Below are 14,316 nucleotides of genomic sequence, written 5' to 3' on the forward strand. Positions count from 1 at the left end.
TTAAGCCGCATCGCGCTTGGCTTCGTTGCGGTAAACCGCTACCGCCGCGATCAACGCCTGAAGAATTTCCGCGCTCTCGCCAATCACCGACAGGTCGGCGCGTTTGATCATGTCGCAACCGGGGTCGAGGTTGATCGCCACCACCTTGTCGCAGGCACCGATGCCTTGCAGGTGCTGGATCGCCCCGGAGATACCCACAGCCACATAAACCCGTGCGGTGACCCAGGTACCGGACGCGCCGACCTGCCGATCACGCGCCATGAAGCCATCGTCCACCGCGACCCGCGAGGCGCCTTCGGTGGCGCCGAGTGCCGCAGCGGTCTGGTGGAACAGCGCCCAGTCCTTGACCCCGTTGCCGCCAGAGAAAATGAACTCGGCTTCGGCCATCGGAATCGCCGCCGGGTCCACCGCGACCGCGCCAAGATCCTCGATCCGCGACAGGCTGCGCGCCACCGTTGTGGATAACTCCACTGGCAGGGCTTCGTGGCGGGTTTCGCTGACCGGTTCGGCGCATTCGGCTGCGGCCAGAATCAAACGTGCGACCGGTCGCGCCAGGTCTTGCAGGCCTGCGCCAGCGCGACCTATGCACTCCTGATCCTTGACCTGCCAGACCCGCGTTGCCGGCCGTTCGCCAAGTGCCGCGGCAAAACGCCGACCGAGTTCGCCGCCACCGCTGCGGCTGTCCGGCAGCAGCCAGTGACGCGGATTGAACTGGTTATCCACAGCCCGCAAGCCCTGCACCCGTTGCTCCGGTGCATAACCGCTAAACTGATCGCCCTCCAGTACCAGCAAGCGATCGACGCCGGCCGTGGCGAAGGCGCTCTCTTTGTGTTCGCCAAACACCACCGCCAGCACCGCACCGTCGTTGCCGGCCAGTTGATGAGCCAGGCCCAACAGGTCACGGTCGTGGCTGCTCAGGCGGCCGCCGACCATGTCCGGCACCACGCTGATATAGAACGCCGGGGCTGGCACCTGATGCAGCGGCAACTGCACTTCAACCGTGGCAGAGCGTTTGACCGCCCCGCCCTGTTGCGCGCCGCTGCGATCGATACGCTTGATGCCGTTGGGGCCGATGAAACCGATGCCGTGCAGGTTCTTGCGGATGACACCATTGGGGCCCATCCAGCTGTGTTGCGCCGGTTGCATGGCCGCGTGCAGCGGATGCAGGCGGTTACGGGCAATCCATTCGGCGCGCGGGTCGCGGCGGATAATGTCGCTCATCAGTGGGCCTCCGCAGGTTCACGTTTGGCCGGTGCAGTCGGCTTGTTCGGCGCGGCATCTTCGAGCAGCGCGTCGGCCACCAGCTCGGCGATGTCCTTGATCAGCGGACGCGGTTCGACCACGCCCTCGAGCATCGCAGTGCACTGTGGACAACCTACTGCCACCAGCTCGGCGCCGGTCTCGCGGATGTCATCCATGCGCATGTCGGGAATCCGCTGCTTGCCCGGAATGTCGGTGATCGGCGCACCGCCACCGCCGCCGCAGCAGCGCGAACGGAAGCCGGAACGTTGCATCTCTTTGACCTCGATGCCGAGGGCGCGCAGCACTTCACGCGGCGCCTCGTACTCGCCGTTGTAGCGGCCGAGGTAGCACGGGTCGTGGTAGGTCACGCTGTTGCCTTTGTGCTGACCGAGGTTCAGCGCACCGGCCTGAATGATTTCCGCCATGTAGGTGCTGTGGTGCTGCACCAGGTAGTTGCCATCGAACGCACCGTACTCGTTTTTCAGCACATGAAAACTGTGCGGATCGCAGGTGACGATGCGGTTGAAGCTGTATTTGGCCAGGGTCTGGATATTGCGTTTGGCGAGCAACTGGAACGTCGCTTCGTCACCGAGACGTCGGGCCACATCACCACTGTCACGTTCTTCGAGGCCTAGTACCGCGAAGTCGATTTTCGCGGCCTTCAGCACTTTGACGAACGCGCGCAGGGTGCGCTGGTTGCGCATGTCGAAGGCACCGTCGCCGACCCAGAACAGCACGTCGGTGGATTTCTTTTCGCTAAGCAGAGTGAGGTTCAGATCCGCCGCCCAGTTCATCCGCCCGCCCGGAGCGAAACCGCCGGGGTTGTCAGTGGCGATCAGGTTTTCCAAGACCTCGGCACCCTTGTTCGGGGTCGCGCCTTTTTCCAGCGTCAGATGGCGGCGCATGTCGACGATGGCGTCGACGTGCTCGATCATCATCGGGCATTCCTCGACGCAGGCGCGGCAGGTGGTGCACGACCACAGGGTTTCGGCATCGACCAGACCATTGACGATCGGTTGATGCGGATTGCCACTGTGTTCACCAATGGGCTTGCCGGGATACGGGCTGCCGGCAAAGTTGGCATCAGTGCCGCCAGCGAGGCCGACGACCATGTCCTGAATCAGCTTTTTCGGGTTCAGCGGCTGGCCCGCAGCAAAGGCCGGGCACGCTGCTTCGCACTTGCCGCACTGCACGCAGGCGTCAAAACCGAGCAACTGGTTCCAGGTGAAATCCTTGGGTTTTTCCACACCCAGCGGTGCGGTCGGATCATTCAGGTCCAGCGGTTTCAAACCGGTGGAACGACCGCCGCCAAAGCGTTCGGCGCGGCGGTGCCAGGCCAGGTGCAGGGCGCCGGCGAAGGCGTGCTTCATCGGCCCGCCCCAAGTCATGCCGAAGAACAACTCCGACACGCCCCACAAAACGCCGAGCCCGAGAATCGCCGCGAGCAGCCAGCCGCCGAAGTTCTCCGGAAGGATTCCGGCCACCGGCAGGGTCACCAGGAAGAACGAGGCCGAGAACGCCAGCAGGCTTTTCGGCAGGCGCATCCACGGGCCTTTCGACAACCGTGCCGGAGGGTTGAGCCGGCGCCGGTAAACGAAGATCGCGCCGACGAACATCACTGCCGTCATCAGCAGCAGCGCATAGCCGAGGATACGGTTATGCAGGCCGAAACCGTGCACCAGAATCGCCAGCACGATCGACGCCACCGCACCACCGGCCGTGGCGACGTGGGTGTTGGCGATGTATTTGTCCCGCGCCACCACGTGGTGCAGATCGACCATGTAACGCTTGGGCATGGCGAACAGGCCGCCGATCAGATCGACCTTCGAGGCCCGGCCCCGACGCCACATGGCCACCCGCCGCAACGCACCCAGCACCGCAAGGGCCAGGGCTGCGAACAACAGGATTGGAAGAAGGGTGTTCAACATGGTGAAGCTCCCACCAGTACAGCCTGGAGAAACACGGTCTATGTGTAGGAGCTGCCGCAGGCTGCGATCTTTTGATCTTGCTTTGAACAACAAAAGTCAAAAGATCGCAGCCTTCGGCAGCTCCTACAGGGTTGTGTGCAAACCGTCAGAAGTCTTTGCAGAGCCGGAGGGCGTCATAGATCGCAGCGTGGGTATTACGCTGCGCCACGCAGTCGCCGATGCGGAACAACAAGTAGCCGTCACCGGTGCTGCTCAACGATGGCTGCGGCTGGATCGCGAACAACGCTTCGACGTCGATCTGGCCCTTGTTGCGCGAACCCTCTTTGAGCGCGTAGTAGATTTCCTCATCCGGACGCACGCCGTTTTCCACCACCACCTGATCGACCACCCGCTCCTCTTTGGCGCCGGTGTATTCGTTCTCCAGCACCGCGACGAGTTTGTCGCCTTCGCGGTAGACCTTTTCCAGCATCATGTCGCCGGTCATGATCACTTCTTTCGGGTACATGCTGCGGTAGTAGGTCGGGAACGACGTACCGCCGATGGCCACACCCGGCTTGATGTCGTCGGTGACGATCTCGACCTGGCTGCCCTTGTCAGCGAGGAAGTCGGCGACCGACATGCCGGTAAACTCGCAAATGGTGTCGTAGACCAGCACGTTCTTGCCCGGCGCGACCTTGCCGTCGAGCACGTCCCAGCTGCTGACCACCAAGCCTTCGGCGGCGCCCCAGTGTTCGTTCTGCTCAAGGAATGGATGTCCACCGACTGCCAGCACTACCACGTCCGGGCGCAAGTCCATGATGGTGTCGGCATCTGCAGCAGTGCCCAGACGCAGGTCGACTTTCAGCCGCGCCAGTTCCAGCTGGAACCAGCGGGTGATGCCGGCGATCTGGTCACGTTGCGGCGCTTTCGACGCGGTGGTGATCTGCCCACCGATGAATTCTTTCTTCTCGAACAGGGTCACGTCGTGGCCACGCTCGGCAGAGACGCGTGCTGCTTCCATCCCGGCCGGGCCGGCACCAACGATCACCACTTTGCGTTTGACGCCTGTGGACTTTTCGATGATGTGCGGCACGCCCATGTATTCACGGGACGTCGCGGCGTTCTGGATGCACAGCACGTCCAGACCTTGATACTGACGGTCGATGCAGTAGTTGGCGCCGACGCACTGTTTGATCTGGTCGATCTGGCCCATCTTGATCTTGGCGATCAGGTGCGGGTCGGCGATGTGCGCGCGGGTCATGCCGACCATATCGACGTAACCGCCCTCCAGAATCCGCGTGGCCTGGTTCGGGTCCTTGATGTTCTGCGCGTGCAGCACCGGCACCTTGACCACTTCCTTGATTCCGGCCGCCAGGTGCAGGAACGGCTCCGGCGGATAGCTCATGTTCGGAATCACGTTGGCCAGGGTGTTGTGGGTGTCGCAACCCGAGCCGACCACGCCGATGAAATCGAGCATGCCGGTGTCGTCGTAATACTTGGCGATCTGCTTCATGTCCTCGTGGGACAGACCGTCCGGGTGGAACTCGTCACCGCAGATACGCATGCCCACGCAGAAATCGTCACCGACTTCGGCACGCACGGCTTTCAGCACTTCCAGACCGAACTTCATCCGGCCTTCGAAGCTGCCACCCCATTCGTCGGTACGCTTGTTGACGCGCGGGCTCCAGAACTGGTCGATCATGTGCTGGTGCACGGCCGACAGCTCGACGCCGTCCAGACCACCGGCCTTGGCGCGGCGCGCGGCTTGCGCGTAGTTGCCGATCACCCGCCAGATCTCTTCCGGCTCGATGGTCTTGCAGGTCGCACGGTGCACCGGTTCACGGATACCCGACGGCGACATCAGGGTCGGCCAGTGGAAACCATCCCAACGTGAGCGTCGGCCCATGTGGGTAATCTGGATCATGATTTTGGCGCCGTGCTTGTGCATGGCGTCGGCCAGGTTCTGGAAGTGCGGAATGATCCGGTCGGTGGACAGATTGACCGAACTCCACCATTGCTGCGGACTGTCGATGGCGACCACCGACGAACCGCCGCAGATCGCCAGGCCGATCCCGCCCTTGGCTTTCTCTTCGTAGTATTTGACGTAGCGCTCGGTGGTCATGCCACCGTCAGTCGCGTAGACCTCAGCGTGCGCGGTGCTGAGCACGCGGTTGCGGATGGTCAGTTTGCCGATCTGGATCGGCTGGAACATTGCTTCGAAAGCCATGGCGGGTTCCTCGACTTACAACGGCTTGACGGTGAACAGACCGTCGTCGTGGCCTTCTTCGGAGCCACCGTAGACTTGCTCGGCAACCGTACGAATCTTGCTGCCGCGCGCCTCAAGAATCTGATCCATGGCCCCGGCAAACCAGCCAGTGAACATGTAATCGACCTTGCGCCCGACCTTGCCGTACACATAGACGAATGCCGAGTGTTCGAGCTTGACGCTGGCGGTACCTTTGTCGAGGTCGATGTCCTGGATCTTGAACAGACCCCAACCGCGTTGCGACAGGCGCTTCATGTAGTGTTCGAACACCGCGACGCCTTCCAGGCCGTGGCACTCGGCTTCTTTTTCACACCAGTGCCAGGCGGACTTGTAGCCAGCCTTGTAGAGGATCTCTGCATAGGCTTCGGCGCCCAGCACTTCCTCGATGCCCATGTGGTTGTTGACGAAAAAGTGGCGTGGCACGTAGAGCATCGGCAGGGCGTCGGAGGTCCAGACACCGGTCTCGCTGTCGACTTCGATTGGCAATTGCGGGGCGATCTTGGCCATGGAAACTTAACTCCAGAAAATTCGGTTTGTTGCCCCCGGCACGGACGGCCGGGGGAAAGGATTCAGAAGTGCGGTGGCTTATTCGCCCCAGACGTCCCTGAGGACATTGACCCAGTTTTCGCCCATGATCTTGCGCACCACACGCTCGGAATGGCCGCGCTTGAGCAGGGTTTCGGTCAGGTTCGGGAACTCGCCGACGGTGCGGATGCCCAGCGGGTTGATGATCTTGCCGAAGCTGGTCAGACGACGGGCGTAGCCCTTGTCGTGGGTCAGGTATTCAAAGAAGTCCTGCCCGTGACCCTGGGTGAAGTCGGTGCCGATGCCAATGGCGTCTTCGCCGACAATGTTCATGGTGTATTCGATGGCTTCGGCGTAATCGTCGATGGTCGAATCGATGCCTTTGGCGAGGAACGGCGCAAACATGGTCACGCCGACGAAACCGCCGTGGTCGGCGATGAACTTCAGTTCAGCATCGGACTTGTTGCGCGGGTGCTCTTTCAGACCCGACGGCAGGCAGTGGGAATAGCAGACCGGTTTTTTCGATTCGAGGATGACTTCTTCGGACGTCTTGGAACCGACGTGGGACAGGTCGCACATGACGCCGACGCGGTTCATCTCGGCGACGATTTCGCGACCGAAGCCCGACAGGCCGCCGTCACGCTCGTAGCAACCGGTGCCGACCAGGTTCTGGGTGTTGTAGCACATCTGCACGATGCCGACGCCGAGCTGCTTGAACACCTCGACATAACCGATCTGGTCTTCGAACGCGTGGGCGTTCTGGAAGCCGAAAAGGATGCCGGTCTTGCCCTGCTCTTTGGCGCGACGGATGTCGGCGGTGGTGCGCACCGGCATCACCAGGTCGCTGTTTTCGCGGATCAGCTTCTGGCTGGCGGCAATATTGTTCACGGTCGCCTGAAAGCCTTCCCACACCGACACAGTGCAGTTGGCCGCCGTCAGACCGCCCTTGCGCATGTCTTCGAACAGCTCGCGGTTCCATTTGGCAATGATCAGACCGTCGATAACGATGCTGTCGGCGTGTAATTCGGCTGGGCTCATCAGGCGTCCCCTTATTGGCGATTCATGCGCCGAATCGTCTGCCGGCGCTTTGGGGCCAGCATATGCCTCGGTGCCGGGGCGACCGGGTGCAAAAACGACAGGGGAATTGCCGAAAGCGTCAATCCGCGACAAAGGGTCGCCAGGCGCTCCGATCAGCTACCTGTTCAAGCTCGCCAGCTTGAGCCAGAATCTGGCGCATCTTGGATACACCACTGGATTAGAGCGGCGACAACCATGAAATCGATCTTCTTGGCTTTGGCACTGATGGCGACCGGCGTACACGCCGCCGAAGACACCGACAACAACCCGTGCGACGCGGTGGAAAACGACGTCCAGACCCTGGAATGCTCGACCTACAGCCGCAGCACCGCCGAAGACCTGCTCAAGGACAACTACGCCAGCCTAAACGAGCGCATGCAGGCCACCTACGGCAAAAACGCCGCGCAACTGGCCGACATCACCGCCAAACTGAAAACCGCCCAGCAACAATGGCTGAAAACCCGCGACGCCGATTGCGCCGTGGAAGCCTTCCCCGCCACCGAAGGCAGCAAGGCATTCAAGATTGCGCAGAATGACTGTGTGGCGCGGATGAGTGATGAACGGTCAGAGTTTTTGGAGTCGATTGGGCAGGAGTGATGGTCGTTCCTGTACCCGAAAGCAAAGGAACGACGAATTGAAGTTCATGGTGCCTCAAAAGGCGACTTGGGAGCACTGCGTATCAATTGCCTGGTCGGATCGTACTGATACCCGAGCTCTTTGATATCCATCATTTCTTCGACGGTCACCTGAAACGGTTTGAGCCGATCGTAATAATTATGGCCACGGGGCCCACACTCCATGGGTGCGTAATGTGGCGCCCATTGAGAGTCGTCCAGTTGTTTTTGCGCCTGCCAGTCCGCCCATATCTTGTCGATGAAGCAATGATGCAGGAAGAACACCGGGTCACTTGGCGAAACCATCCAGTACATGTGGCCGCCAATCCATAGATGGACGCGGTTATGCAACTGAGAGCCATCAGTGGTAACGGCAGGATCGGCCTTATTCGTGCGCCAGCCTTCCAGCACATTGCGAAAGCCCCGGACTGTCGGATCAGCGTTATAGGGAGGCAAGTCGTAGAAGGACTCTTTCATCGCCCTGTCGAGGTCTTCCGGCGTCGGTAACGAAGTTACATGGGTCTGAAATGTTCGCCTCAGACCGGGGATGTCATAGCCGTACTCGGGAAACGCCTCTACGTGCCATTGACCTTTGGCTTGGGCAAATGGTCCATCTTTGACCAGGTTATGATCATTGGGGTCGCCATCTCCCCCCATCCATTTATCGCTCCAGATCGGCGACCGCAGCGGATCGACCGCATCAAGGGTCCAATCCCAGTAGGGTACGGTTACTGAGGGATCGATCTTGCGCAAGTCAGCCTCGAACTGCAGCAAAAAAGCCCGGTGCCATGGGAGAAACGCCGGCCCTTGATGTGCACCATTGCGATATTCGGGATGCCGTGGCTCACCACAAAGAACGGTGGGGATCATTATCTGATGGTGCGCATGGACATAATGGTCGTAAAGGCCCAGACGCTTGAGTTCCAGTACGCTGCTGATGAATTTGTCCCGTTCATCCGCGCTCAATGCACGAATTTCTTTTCTGATAAGCAGTTCACGAGCTTTTTTCTTGATGACGGGTGGACGCTTGGTCTTTCTGAGGCTCATAGCAGTGCTCCCTGTGTAACCCGGTTTGATGAACCGACAACCGAACGGCTGCCGGAGCTAAATCTAGGAGTTATCCAGACAAAGCGTCTACTGTCAGAAATAACAGGTCAGACACGCTATCCGATAAGCGGTCGCTCCCCTCATGAGTCTTGGCTTCGGCTTTTCACCCATCGTCGAGGTCGATCCATTTTGACCTCGGGTGCAGGGTGCGCGACCATCGTCACCCCTTCACACAGACTCAAGGCCCCCTCATGAACATCTGCGGTATCGAAATCAAAGGCAGCGAAGCGATCATCGCCGTGGCCGCCCTCGACGGTGCGGCCTTGAGCCACGTTGCACTGAATACCAAGAAAATCGCCCTCGACGATGACGACGAGGCGGCCAACGTCAAACGCTTCGCGGCGCAGGTCGCTTCGTTTGTGCGCGAGCATTCGATTGACCGGATTGTGATCAAGAAGCGCAGCAAGAAGGGTGAATTTGCCGGTGGGCCGACTACGTTCAAGATCGAGGGTGTGTTTCAGTTGCTGGACGGGTGTGAGGTGACGTTGTTGTCGCCGCAGACGATCAATGCCCAGGCCAAGAAGCACAACTTTGAGCTGCCGGGGACGCTGAACAAGTATCAGCATGAGGCTTATAAAGCGGCGTGTTCGGCGCTGGTGAAGAAGTAACCCGATCCTCCAGACGACACAAACCAACTGTGGGAGCGAGCCTGCTCGCGAATGCAATCTGTCAGTCGACATTGGTGTTGAATGACACACCGCATTCGCGAGCAGGCTCGCTCCCACATTAGTTTTGAGTGCATCCGTTCAGACTTGTGCGGTACGCCGGTCTTCGCGGGGGCAGCGTGCGAACTTCGCGCGGTAGCTGCGGGTGAAATACGACGGTGATTCAAAGCCGCAGGCGATGCTGACTTCCAGCACGCTCATATCGGTCTGGCGCAGCAACTGCCGGGCCTTTTCCAACCGCAGGCGCAGATAAAAATTGCTCGGCGTGTCGTTCAGGTGCAGCCGAAACAAGCGCTCCAGCTGCCGCCGCGTCACTTTGATCGATTCCGCCAGTTGCAGCGTGGTCAGCGGTGGTTCGCTGTGTTGCTCCATCTCGCCAATCACCTGGACCAACTTCTTGTTGCTGATGCCGTAGCGCGTGGCGACTTCCATGCGCTGGTGGTCCTTGCGCGGGCGAATTCGTCCCAGCACGAACTGCTCACTGACCTGAATCGCCAGTTGCGGACCATGGGCCTGGGCGATCAGATCAAGCATCAGATCGATAGACGCCGTGCCGCCCGCCGAGGTGATGCGCCGCCGGTCGATCTCGAACAGCTCCTGGGTCACGCTGAGCTGTGGATAAGATTCCTTGAACGCATCGATGGCCTCCCAGTGCAGGGTCAGGCGATGGCCGTCGAGCAGGCCGGCTTCAGCGAGGACGAAACTGCCGGTGTCGATGGCACCGAGGGTCACGCCTTCGTTGTCCAGCCGGCGCAGCCAGTGCTCAAGAGTCGGCGTGGCGAACTTCAGCGGTTCAAATCCGGCCACCACCAGCAGCGTCGCGCCTTTCTTCAGCGGCTCCAGCGCCGCGTCGGCGTTGACCGACATGCCATTGCTCGCCAGCACCGCCCCGCCATCGGCGCTGAGCACGTGCCAGCGGTACAGCTCGCCACGAAAGCGGTTGGCCACCCGCAGCGGTTCGATCGCGGAGATAAAACCGATGGCGGAAAACCCCGGCATCAGCAGAAAGTAGAAATCCTGGGACATGGGCGCACTCGGTTAGCGGGTAGCGTGGATCGTTGATACGCCGTTTGGCGTCAGCGTTCAAGCGCACAGGTCGCTACAGTGCAAATGCCAGTCGCCGCAGTGCGCTTTCACGGGGCCGTTGCTGCGTAACTTTGCATCACCGGCACGCCAGATGCCGGAACTCACAATAACGACCTGCCGAGGAACCCGACATGAAACGACTGATCAGCAGCTGTGTTCTTGCACTCAGCGGTACCGCTTTCTTGAGCGCCAGCGTCATGGCGGCCGAACCTGCGTCGTGCCAGAACGTACGCATGGGCGTCGTGAACTGGACCGACGTGATCGCCACCAGCGCCATGACCCAAGTGCTGCTCGATGGCCTCGGCTACAACACCAAACAAACCAGCGCCTCCCAGCAAATCATCTTCGCCGGGATTCGCGATCAGCGGCTGGACCTGTTCCTCGGCTACTGGAACCCGCTGATGACCCAGACCATCACCCCGTTCGTCGACGCCAACCAGGTCAAAGTCCTCGAAGCCCCGAGCTTGAAGGACGCCCGCGCGACCCTCGCCGTGCCGACTTATCTGGCCGACAAGGGCCTGAAAACCTTTGCAGACATCGCCAAGTTCGAGAAGGAACTGGGCGGCAAGATCTACGGCATCGAACCGGGTTCCGGCGCCAACACGCAGATCAAGGCGATGATCGCCAAGAACCAGTTCGGCCTCGGCAAATTCCAGCTGGTCGAGTCCAGCGAAGCCGGGATGCTCGCCGCCGTCGACCGCGCCGTACGCCGCAAGGAAGCCGTGGTGTTCTTCGGCTGGGCGCCGCACCCGATGAACGTCAACGTCAAGATGACTTACCTCACCGGCAGCGAAGACGCCCTCGGCCCGAACGAAGGCATGGCCACGGTGTGGACCGTCACCGCGCCGAAATACGCCGAGCAATGCCCGAACGTCGGTCGCCTGCTGAGCAACCTGACGTTCACCGCCGAAGACGAGAGCCGGATGATGCAACCGCTGCTCGATCACAAGGACGCCTTTGAATCGGCCAAGCAATGGCTCAAGGATCACCCCGAAGACAAGCAGCGCTGGCTTGACGGTGTGACCACCTTCGACGGCAAACCGGCCGCTGAAAACCTGCAACTGACCAGCAAATAACCCAAGCCCGAACACACGTTTCGCAGCCCGAGAAAGGGCTGCGAACAGACCCATCACGCCTGAAGGAAACCGCACCATGAACCACGACGTCATCATCACCTGCGCACTCACCGGTGCTGGCGACACGACCGCCAAGAGCCCCCACGTGCCGGTCACCCCGAAACAGATTGCAGCGGCTGCGGTGGAAGCGGCCAAGGCCGGCGCCACCGTTGTGCACTGCCATGTGCGCGACCCGCAGACCGGCAAGTTCAGCCGTGACGTGGCGCTGTACCGCGAAGTGATGGAGCGCATCCGTGAGGCCGACGTCGACATCATCGTCAACCTCACCGCCGGGATGGGCGGCGACCTGGAAATCGGTGCCGGCGAGCACCCGATGGAGTTCGGCCCGAACACCGATCTGGTCGGCCCGCTGACCCGTCTGGCCCACGTTGAAGAACTGCTGCCGGAAATCTGCACCCTCGATTGCGGCACGCTGAACTTCGGCGACGGCGACACCATTTACGTCTCGACCCCGGCGCAACTGCGCGCCGGCGCCAAGCGCATCACCGAGCTGGGGGTGAAGGCCGAACTGGAAATTTTCGACACCGGCCACCTGTGGTTCGCCAAGCAGATGATCAAGGAGGGCCTGCTCGACAACCCGCTGTTTCAGCTGTGCCTGGGCATCCCGTGGGGCGCGCCGGCCGACACCACCACCATGAAAGCCATGGTCGACAACCTGCCGGCTGACGCGGTGTGGGCCGGGTTCGGCATCGGCCGCATGCAGATGCCGATGGCCGCGCAAGCGGTGCTGCTCGGCGGCAACGTGCGGGTCGGCCTGGAAGACAACCTGTGGCTGGACAAGGGGGTGCTGGCAACCAACGGCCAATTGGTCGAACGCGCCAGCGAGATCCTCAGCCGCCTCGGCGCCCGCGTGCTGACCCCGGCCGAGGGCCGCAAGAAGATGGGCCTGACCCAGCGCGGCTGACCTCAGCAAAAAAAATGGGGCCCTGACTGCCCCCCAAATTTCACCTGTAGGAGCTGCTGCAGGCTGCGATCTTTTGATCTTGCTTCAAACAATCAAAATCAAAAGATCGCAACCTGCGGCAGCTCCTACAGGAAACACCTTCTTCAGGGAGTTCCCATGAGCTTTATCACCAACATCAAAACCTTCGCCGCCCTCGGCAGCGGTGTCATCGGCAGCGGCTGGGTTGCGCGCGCCCTCGCCCATGGCCTCGACGTGGTGGCGTGGGACCCGGCGCCTGGCGCCGAAGCAGCGCTGCGCAAACGCGTGGCGAATGCCTGGGGCGCGCTGGAGAAAAACGGTCTGGCACCCGGCGCCTCGCAGGATCGTTTGCGTTTTGTCGCGACCATCGAAGAATGCGTGCGCGATGCCGATTTCATCCAGGAAAGCGCCCCGGAACGCCTCGAGCTGAAACTCGATCTGCACAGCAGAATCAGCGCAGCGGCCAAGCCCAATGCGCTGATCGGTTCCAGCACTTCCGGCCTGTTGCCGAGCGAGTTCTACGAGAGTTCGACCCACCCTGAACGCTGCGTGGTCGGTCACCCGTTCAACCCGGTCTACCTGCTGCCGCTGGTGGAAGTGGTCGGCGGCAAGAACACCGCGCCCGAGGCCGTGCAAGCGGCGATGAAAGTCTACGAATCACTCGGCATGCGCCCGCTGCATGTGCGCAAGGAAGTTCCGGGGTTTATCGCTGACCGCTTGCTTGAGGCGCTGTGGCGTGAGGCGTTGCATCTGGTCAACGACGGCGTGGCGACTACTGGCGAGATCGACGACGCGATCCGTTTTGGCGCCGGTCTGCGCTGGTCGTTCATGGGCACGTTCCTGACCTATACGCTGGCCGGTGGTGACGCGGGGATGCGTCACTTCATGTCGCAGTTCGGCCCGGCGTTGCAGTTGCCTTGGACGTATCTGCCGGCACCGGAACTGACCGACAAGCTGATCGACGATGTGGTCGATGGCACCAGTGATCAGCTCGGCCACCACAGCATTTCGGCGCTGGAGCGCTATCGTGATGACTGCCTGCTGGCGGTGCTGGAGGCGGTGAAAACCACCAAGGAGAAGCACGGGATGAGTTTCAGCGAGTAATCCCTTTCCCTGTGGCGAGGGAGCTTGCTCCCGCTCGGCCGCGAAGCGGTCGTAAAACCAGCGAATACTGTCTGACCGACGCACCGCGATCAGAGGTTTCAGGGCTGCTGCGCAGCCCAGCGGGAGCAAGCTCCCTCGCCACAATGTGCATTACGCCAGCGATCTATGGAGTCCAACCATGCCCACCCTCACCACCTACCAAACCAGAATCATCCCCGACTGGGTCGACTACAACGGCCATCTGCGCGACGCCTTCTACCTGTTGATCTTCAGCTACGCCACCGACGCGCTGATGGACCGTCTCGGTATGGACAGCAACAACCGCGAGGCCAGCGGCCACTCGTTGTTCACCCTGGAACTGCATCTGAATTATCTGCACGAAGTGAAGCTCGACGCCGAGGTCGAAGTACGCACGCAAATCATCGGTCACGACAGCAAGCGCCTGCACCTTTATCACAGCCTGCACCTGGCCGGCGAAGACAAGGAACTGGCCGGCAACGAACAGATGCTGCTGCACGTCGACCTCGCCGGCCCACGTTCCGCGCCGTTCACCCCGGACACCTTGAGCCGCCTGCAAGCCATCGTCGCCGAGCAAGTCGATCTGCCCGCCCCGGCTTACATCGGTCGCGTCATCGCCCTGCCACCCGCCCGTTAATTCTTCCCAC

The 14,316-nt window shown here is 61.1% G+C and carries 13 protein-coding genes; 6 read left to right on the plus strand and 7 right to left on the minus strand.

What is annotated here, in order from left to right; genetic code table 11:
- The 5 genes from LOY52_RS24860 to LOY52_RS24880 all read right to left on the minus strand — a co-directional run bounded on the left by LOY52_RS24860 (position 1) and on the right by LOY52_RS24880 (position 6,978).
- Complete coding sequence (locus LOY52_RS24860) at positions 1 to 1,221, minus strand: electron transfer flavoprotein subunit alpha/FixB family protein (RefSeq protein ID WP_258676846.1); 1,221 nt, start codon at positions 1,219 to 1,221, stop codon at positions 1 to 3.
- Positions 1,221 to 3,170 carry a dimethylglycine demethylation protein DgcB gene (dgcB, locus tag LOY52_RS24865; protein ID WP_258676848.1) on the minus strand — a complete coding sequence of 650 codons (1,950 nt, stop codon included), beginning with the start codon at positions 3,168 to 3,170 and terminating at the stop codon, positions 1,221 to 1,223. Before dgcB ends, LOY52_RS24860 begins: the two co-directional genes overlap by 1 nt.
- 145 nt (positions 3,171 to 3,315) lie before the next feature.
- Complete coding sequence (gene dgcA, locus LOY52_RS24870) at positions 3,316 to 5,376, minus strand: dimethylglycine demethylation protein DgcA (protein WP_007962624.1); 2,061 nt, start codon at positions 5,374 to 5,376, stop codon at positions 3,316 to 3,318.
- Between the two features lie 15 nt (positions 5,377 to 5,391).
- Positions 5,392 to 5,922: a DUF5943 domain-containing protein gene (locus LOY52_RS24875; RefSeq protein ID WP_008083165.1), complete on the minus strand. Its 531-nt coding sequence runs from the start codon at positions 5,920 to 5,922 to the stop codon at positions 5,392 to 5,394.
- A gap of 78 nt (positions 5,923 to 6,000) precedes the next feature.
- Complete coding sequence (locus LOY52_RS24880) at positions 6,001 to 6,978, minus strand: dipeptidase (RefSeq protein ID WP_258676852.1); 978 nt, start codon at positions 6,976 to 6,978, stop codon at positions 6,001 to 6,003.
- 234 nt (positions 6,979 to 7,212) lie between these two features.
- Between LOY52_RS24880 and LOY52_RS24885 the strand changes: the two genes are divergently transcribed.
- On the plus strand, positions 7,213 to 7,614 hold the full coding sequence (locus LOY52_RS24885; protein ID WP_258676854.1) for a lysozyme inhibitor LprI family protein: 402 nt from the start codon (positions 7,213 to 7,215) through the stop codon (positions 7,612 to 7,614).
- 44 nt (positions 7,615 to 7,658) lie between these two features.
- Here the strand turns inward: LOY52_RS24885 and LOY52_RS24890 are convergent, their stop codons facing one another.
- Positions 7,659 to 8,678 (minus strand): tyrosinase family protein, encoded by a 1,020-nt coding sequence (locus LOY52_RS24890; protein ID WP_258676856.1) that lies wholly within the window; start codon positions 8,676 to 8,678, stop codon positions 7,659 to 7,661.
- 251 nt (positions 8,679 to 8,929) lie between these two features.
- Between LOY52_RS24890 and LOY52_RS24895 the strand changes: the two genes are divergently transcribed.
- A complete protein-coding gene (locus LOY52_RS24895; protein WP_258676858.1) occupies positions 8,930 to 9,346 on the plus strand; it encodes a DUF3010 family protein in 417 nt (138 codons plus the stop codon).
- Between the two features lie 138 nt (positions 9,347 to 9,484).
- Here LOY52_RS24895 and LOY52_RS24900 read toward each other — a convergent pair whose 3' ends face one another.
- Positions 9,485 to 10,429: a GlxA family transcriptional regulator gene (locus LOY52_RS24900; RefSeq protein ID WP_226500934.1), complete on the minus strand. Its 945-nt coding sequence runs from the start codon at positions 10,427 to 10,429 to the stop codon at positions 9,485 to 9,487.
- Between the two features lie 191 nt (positions 10,430 to 10,620).
- Between LOY52_RS24900 and LOY52_RS24905 the strand changes: the two genes are divergently transcribed.
- From LOY52_RS24905 to LOY52_RS24920, 4 genes are all read left to right on the plus strand, one after another.
- Positions 10,621 to 11,565: a choline ABC transporter substrate-binding protein gene (locus tag LOY52_RS24905; RefSeq protein ID WP_258676862.1), complete on the plus strand. Its 945-nt coding sequence runs from the start codon at positions 10,621 to 10,623 to the stop codon at positions 11,563 to 11,565.
- A 76-nt stretch (positions 11,566 to 11,641) separates the two neighbouring features.
- Entirely contained in the window at positions 11,642 to 12,529 is an 888-nt protein-coding gene (locus LOY52_RS24910; protein ID WP_086793588.1) for a 3-keto-5-aminohexanoate cleavage protein, read from the plus strand.
- Positions 12,530 to 12,685: 156 nt separating this feature from the next.
- On the plus strand, positions 12,686 to 13,651 hold the full coding sequence (locus LOY52_RS24915) for an L-carnitine dehydrogenase (protein WP_258676866.1): 966 nt from the start codon (positions 12,686 to 12,688) through the stop codon (positions 13,649 to 13,651).
- A gap of 178 nt (positions 13,652 to 13,829) precedes the next feature.
- Entirely contained in the window at positions 13,830 to 14,306 is a 477-nt protein-coding gene (locus tag LOY52_RS24920; protein ID WP_258676868.1) for a thioesterase family protein, read from the plus strand.
- Positions 14,307 to 14,316: the final 10 nt, after the last annotated feature.

It is taken from the genome of Pseudomonas sp. B21-051, assembly GCF_024748795.1.
GTDB classification, from domain to species: Bacteria; Pseudomonadota; Gammaproteobacteria; order Pseudomonadales; family Pseudomonadaceae; genus Aquipseudomonas; species Aquipseudomonas putida_A.

Coding starts and splice junctions, on each gene's coding strand:
- dgcB (WP_258676848.1), bottom strand. CDS start 3,170: ATGTTGAACACCCTTCTTCCAATCCTGTTGTTCGCAGCCCTGGCCCTT.
- LOY52_RS24895 (WP_258676858.1), top strand. CDS start 8,930: ATGAACATCTGCGGTATCGAAATCAAAGGCAGCGAAGCGATCATCGCC.
- LOY52_RS24910 (WP_086793588.1), top strand. CDS start 11,642: ATGAACCACGACGTCATCATCACCTGCGCACTCACCGGTGCTGGCGAC.
- LOY52_RS24860 (WP_258676846.1), bottom strand. CDS start 1,221: ATGAGCGACATTATCCGCCGCGACCCGCGCGCCGAATGGATTGCCCGT.
- LOY52_RS24920 (WP_258676868.1), top strand. CDS start 13,830: ATGCCCACCCTCACCACCTACCAAACCAGAATCATCCCCGACTGGGTC.
- LOY52_RS24915 (WP_258676866.1), top strand. CDS start 12,686: ATGAGCTTTATCACCAACATCAAAACCTTCGCCGCCCTCGGCAGCGGT.
- LOY52_RS24890 (WP_258676856.1), bottom strand. CDS start 8,678: ATGAGCCTCAGAAAGACCAAGCGTCCACCCGTCATCAAGAAAAAAGCT.
- LOY52_RS24900 (WP_226500934.1), bottom strand. CDS start 10,429: ATGTCCCAGGATTTCTACTTTCTGCTGATGCCGGGGTTTTCCGCCATC.
- LOY52_RS24875 (WP_008083165.1), bottom strand. CDS start 5,922: ATGGCCAAGATCGCCCCGCAATTGCCAATCGAAGTCGACAGCGAGACC.
- dgcA (WP_007962624.1), bottom strand. CDS start 5,376: ATGGCTTTCGAAGCAATGTTCCAGCCGATCCAGATCGGCAAACTGACC.
- LOY52_RS24880 (WP_258676852.1), bottom strand. CDS start 6,978: ATGAGCCCAGCCGAATTACACGCCGACAGCATCGTTATCGACGGTCTG.
- LOY52_RS24905 (WP_258676862.1), top strand. CDS start 10,621: ATGAAACGACTGATCAGCAGCTGTGTTCTTGCACTCAGCGGTACCGCT.
- LOY52_RS24885 (WP_258676854.1), top strand. CDS start 7,213: ATGAAATCGATCTTCTTGGCTTTGGCACTGATGGCGACCGGCGTACAC.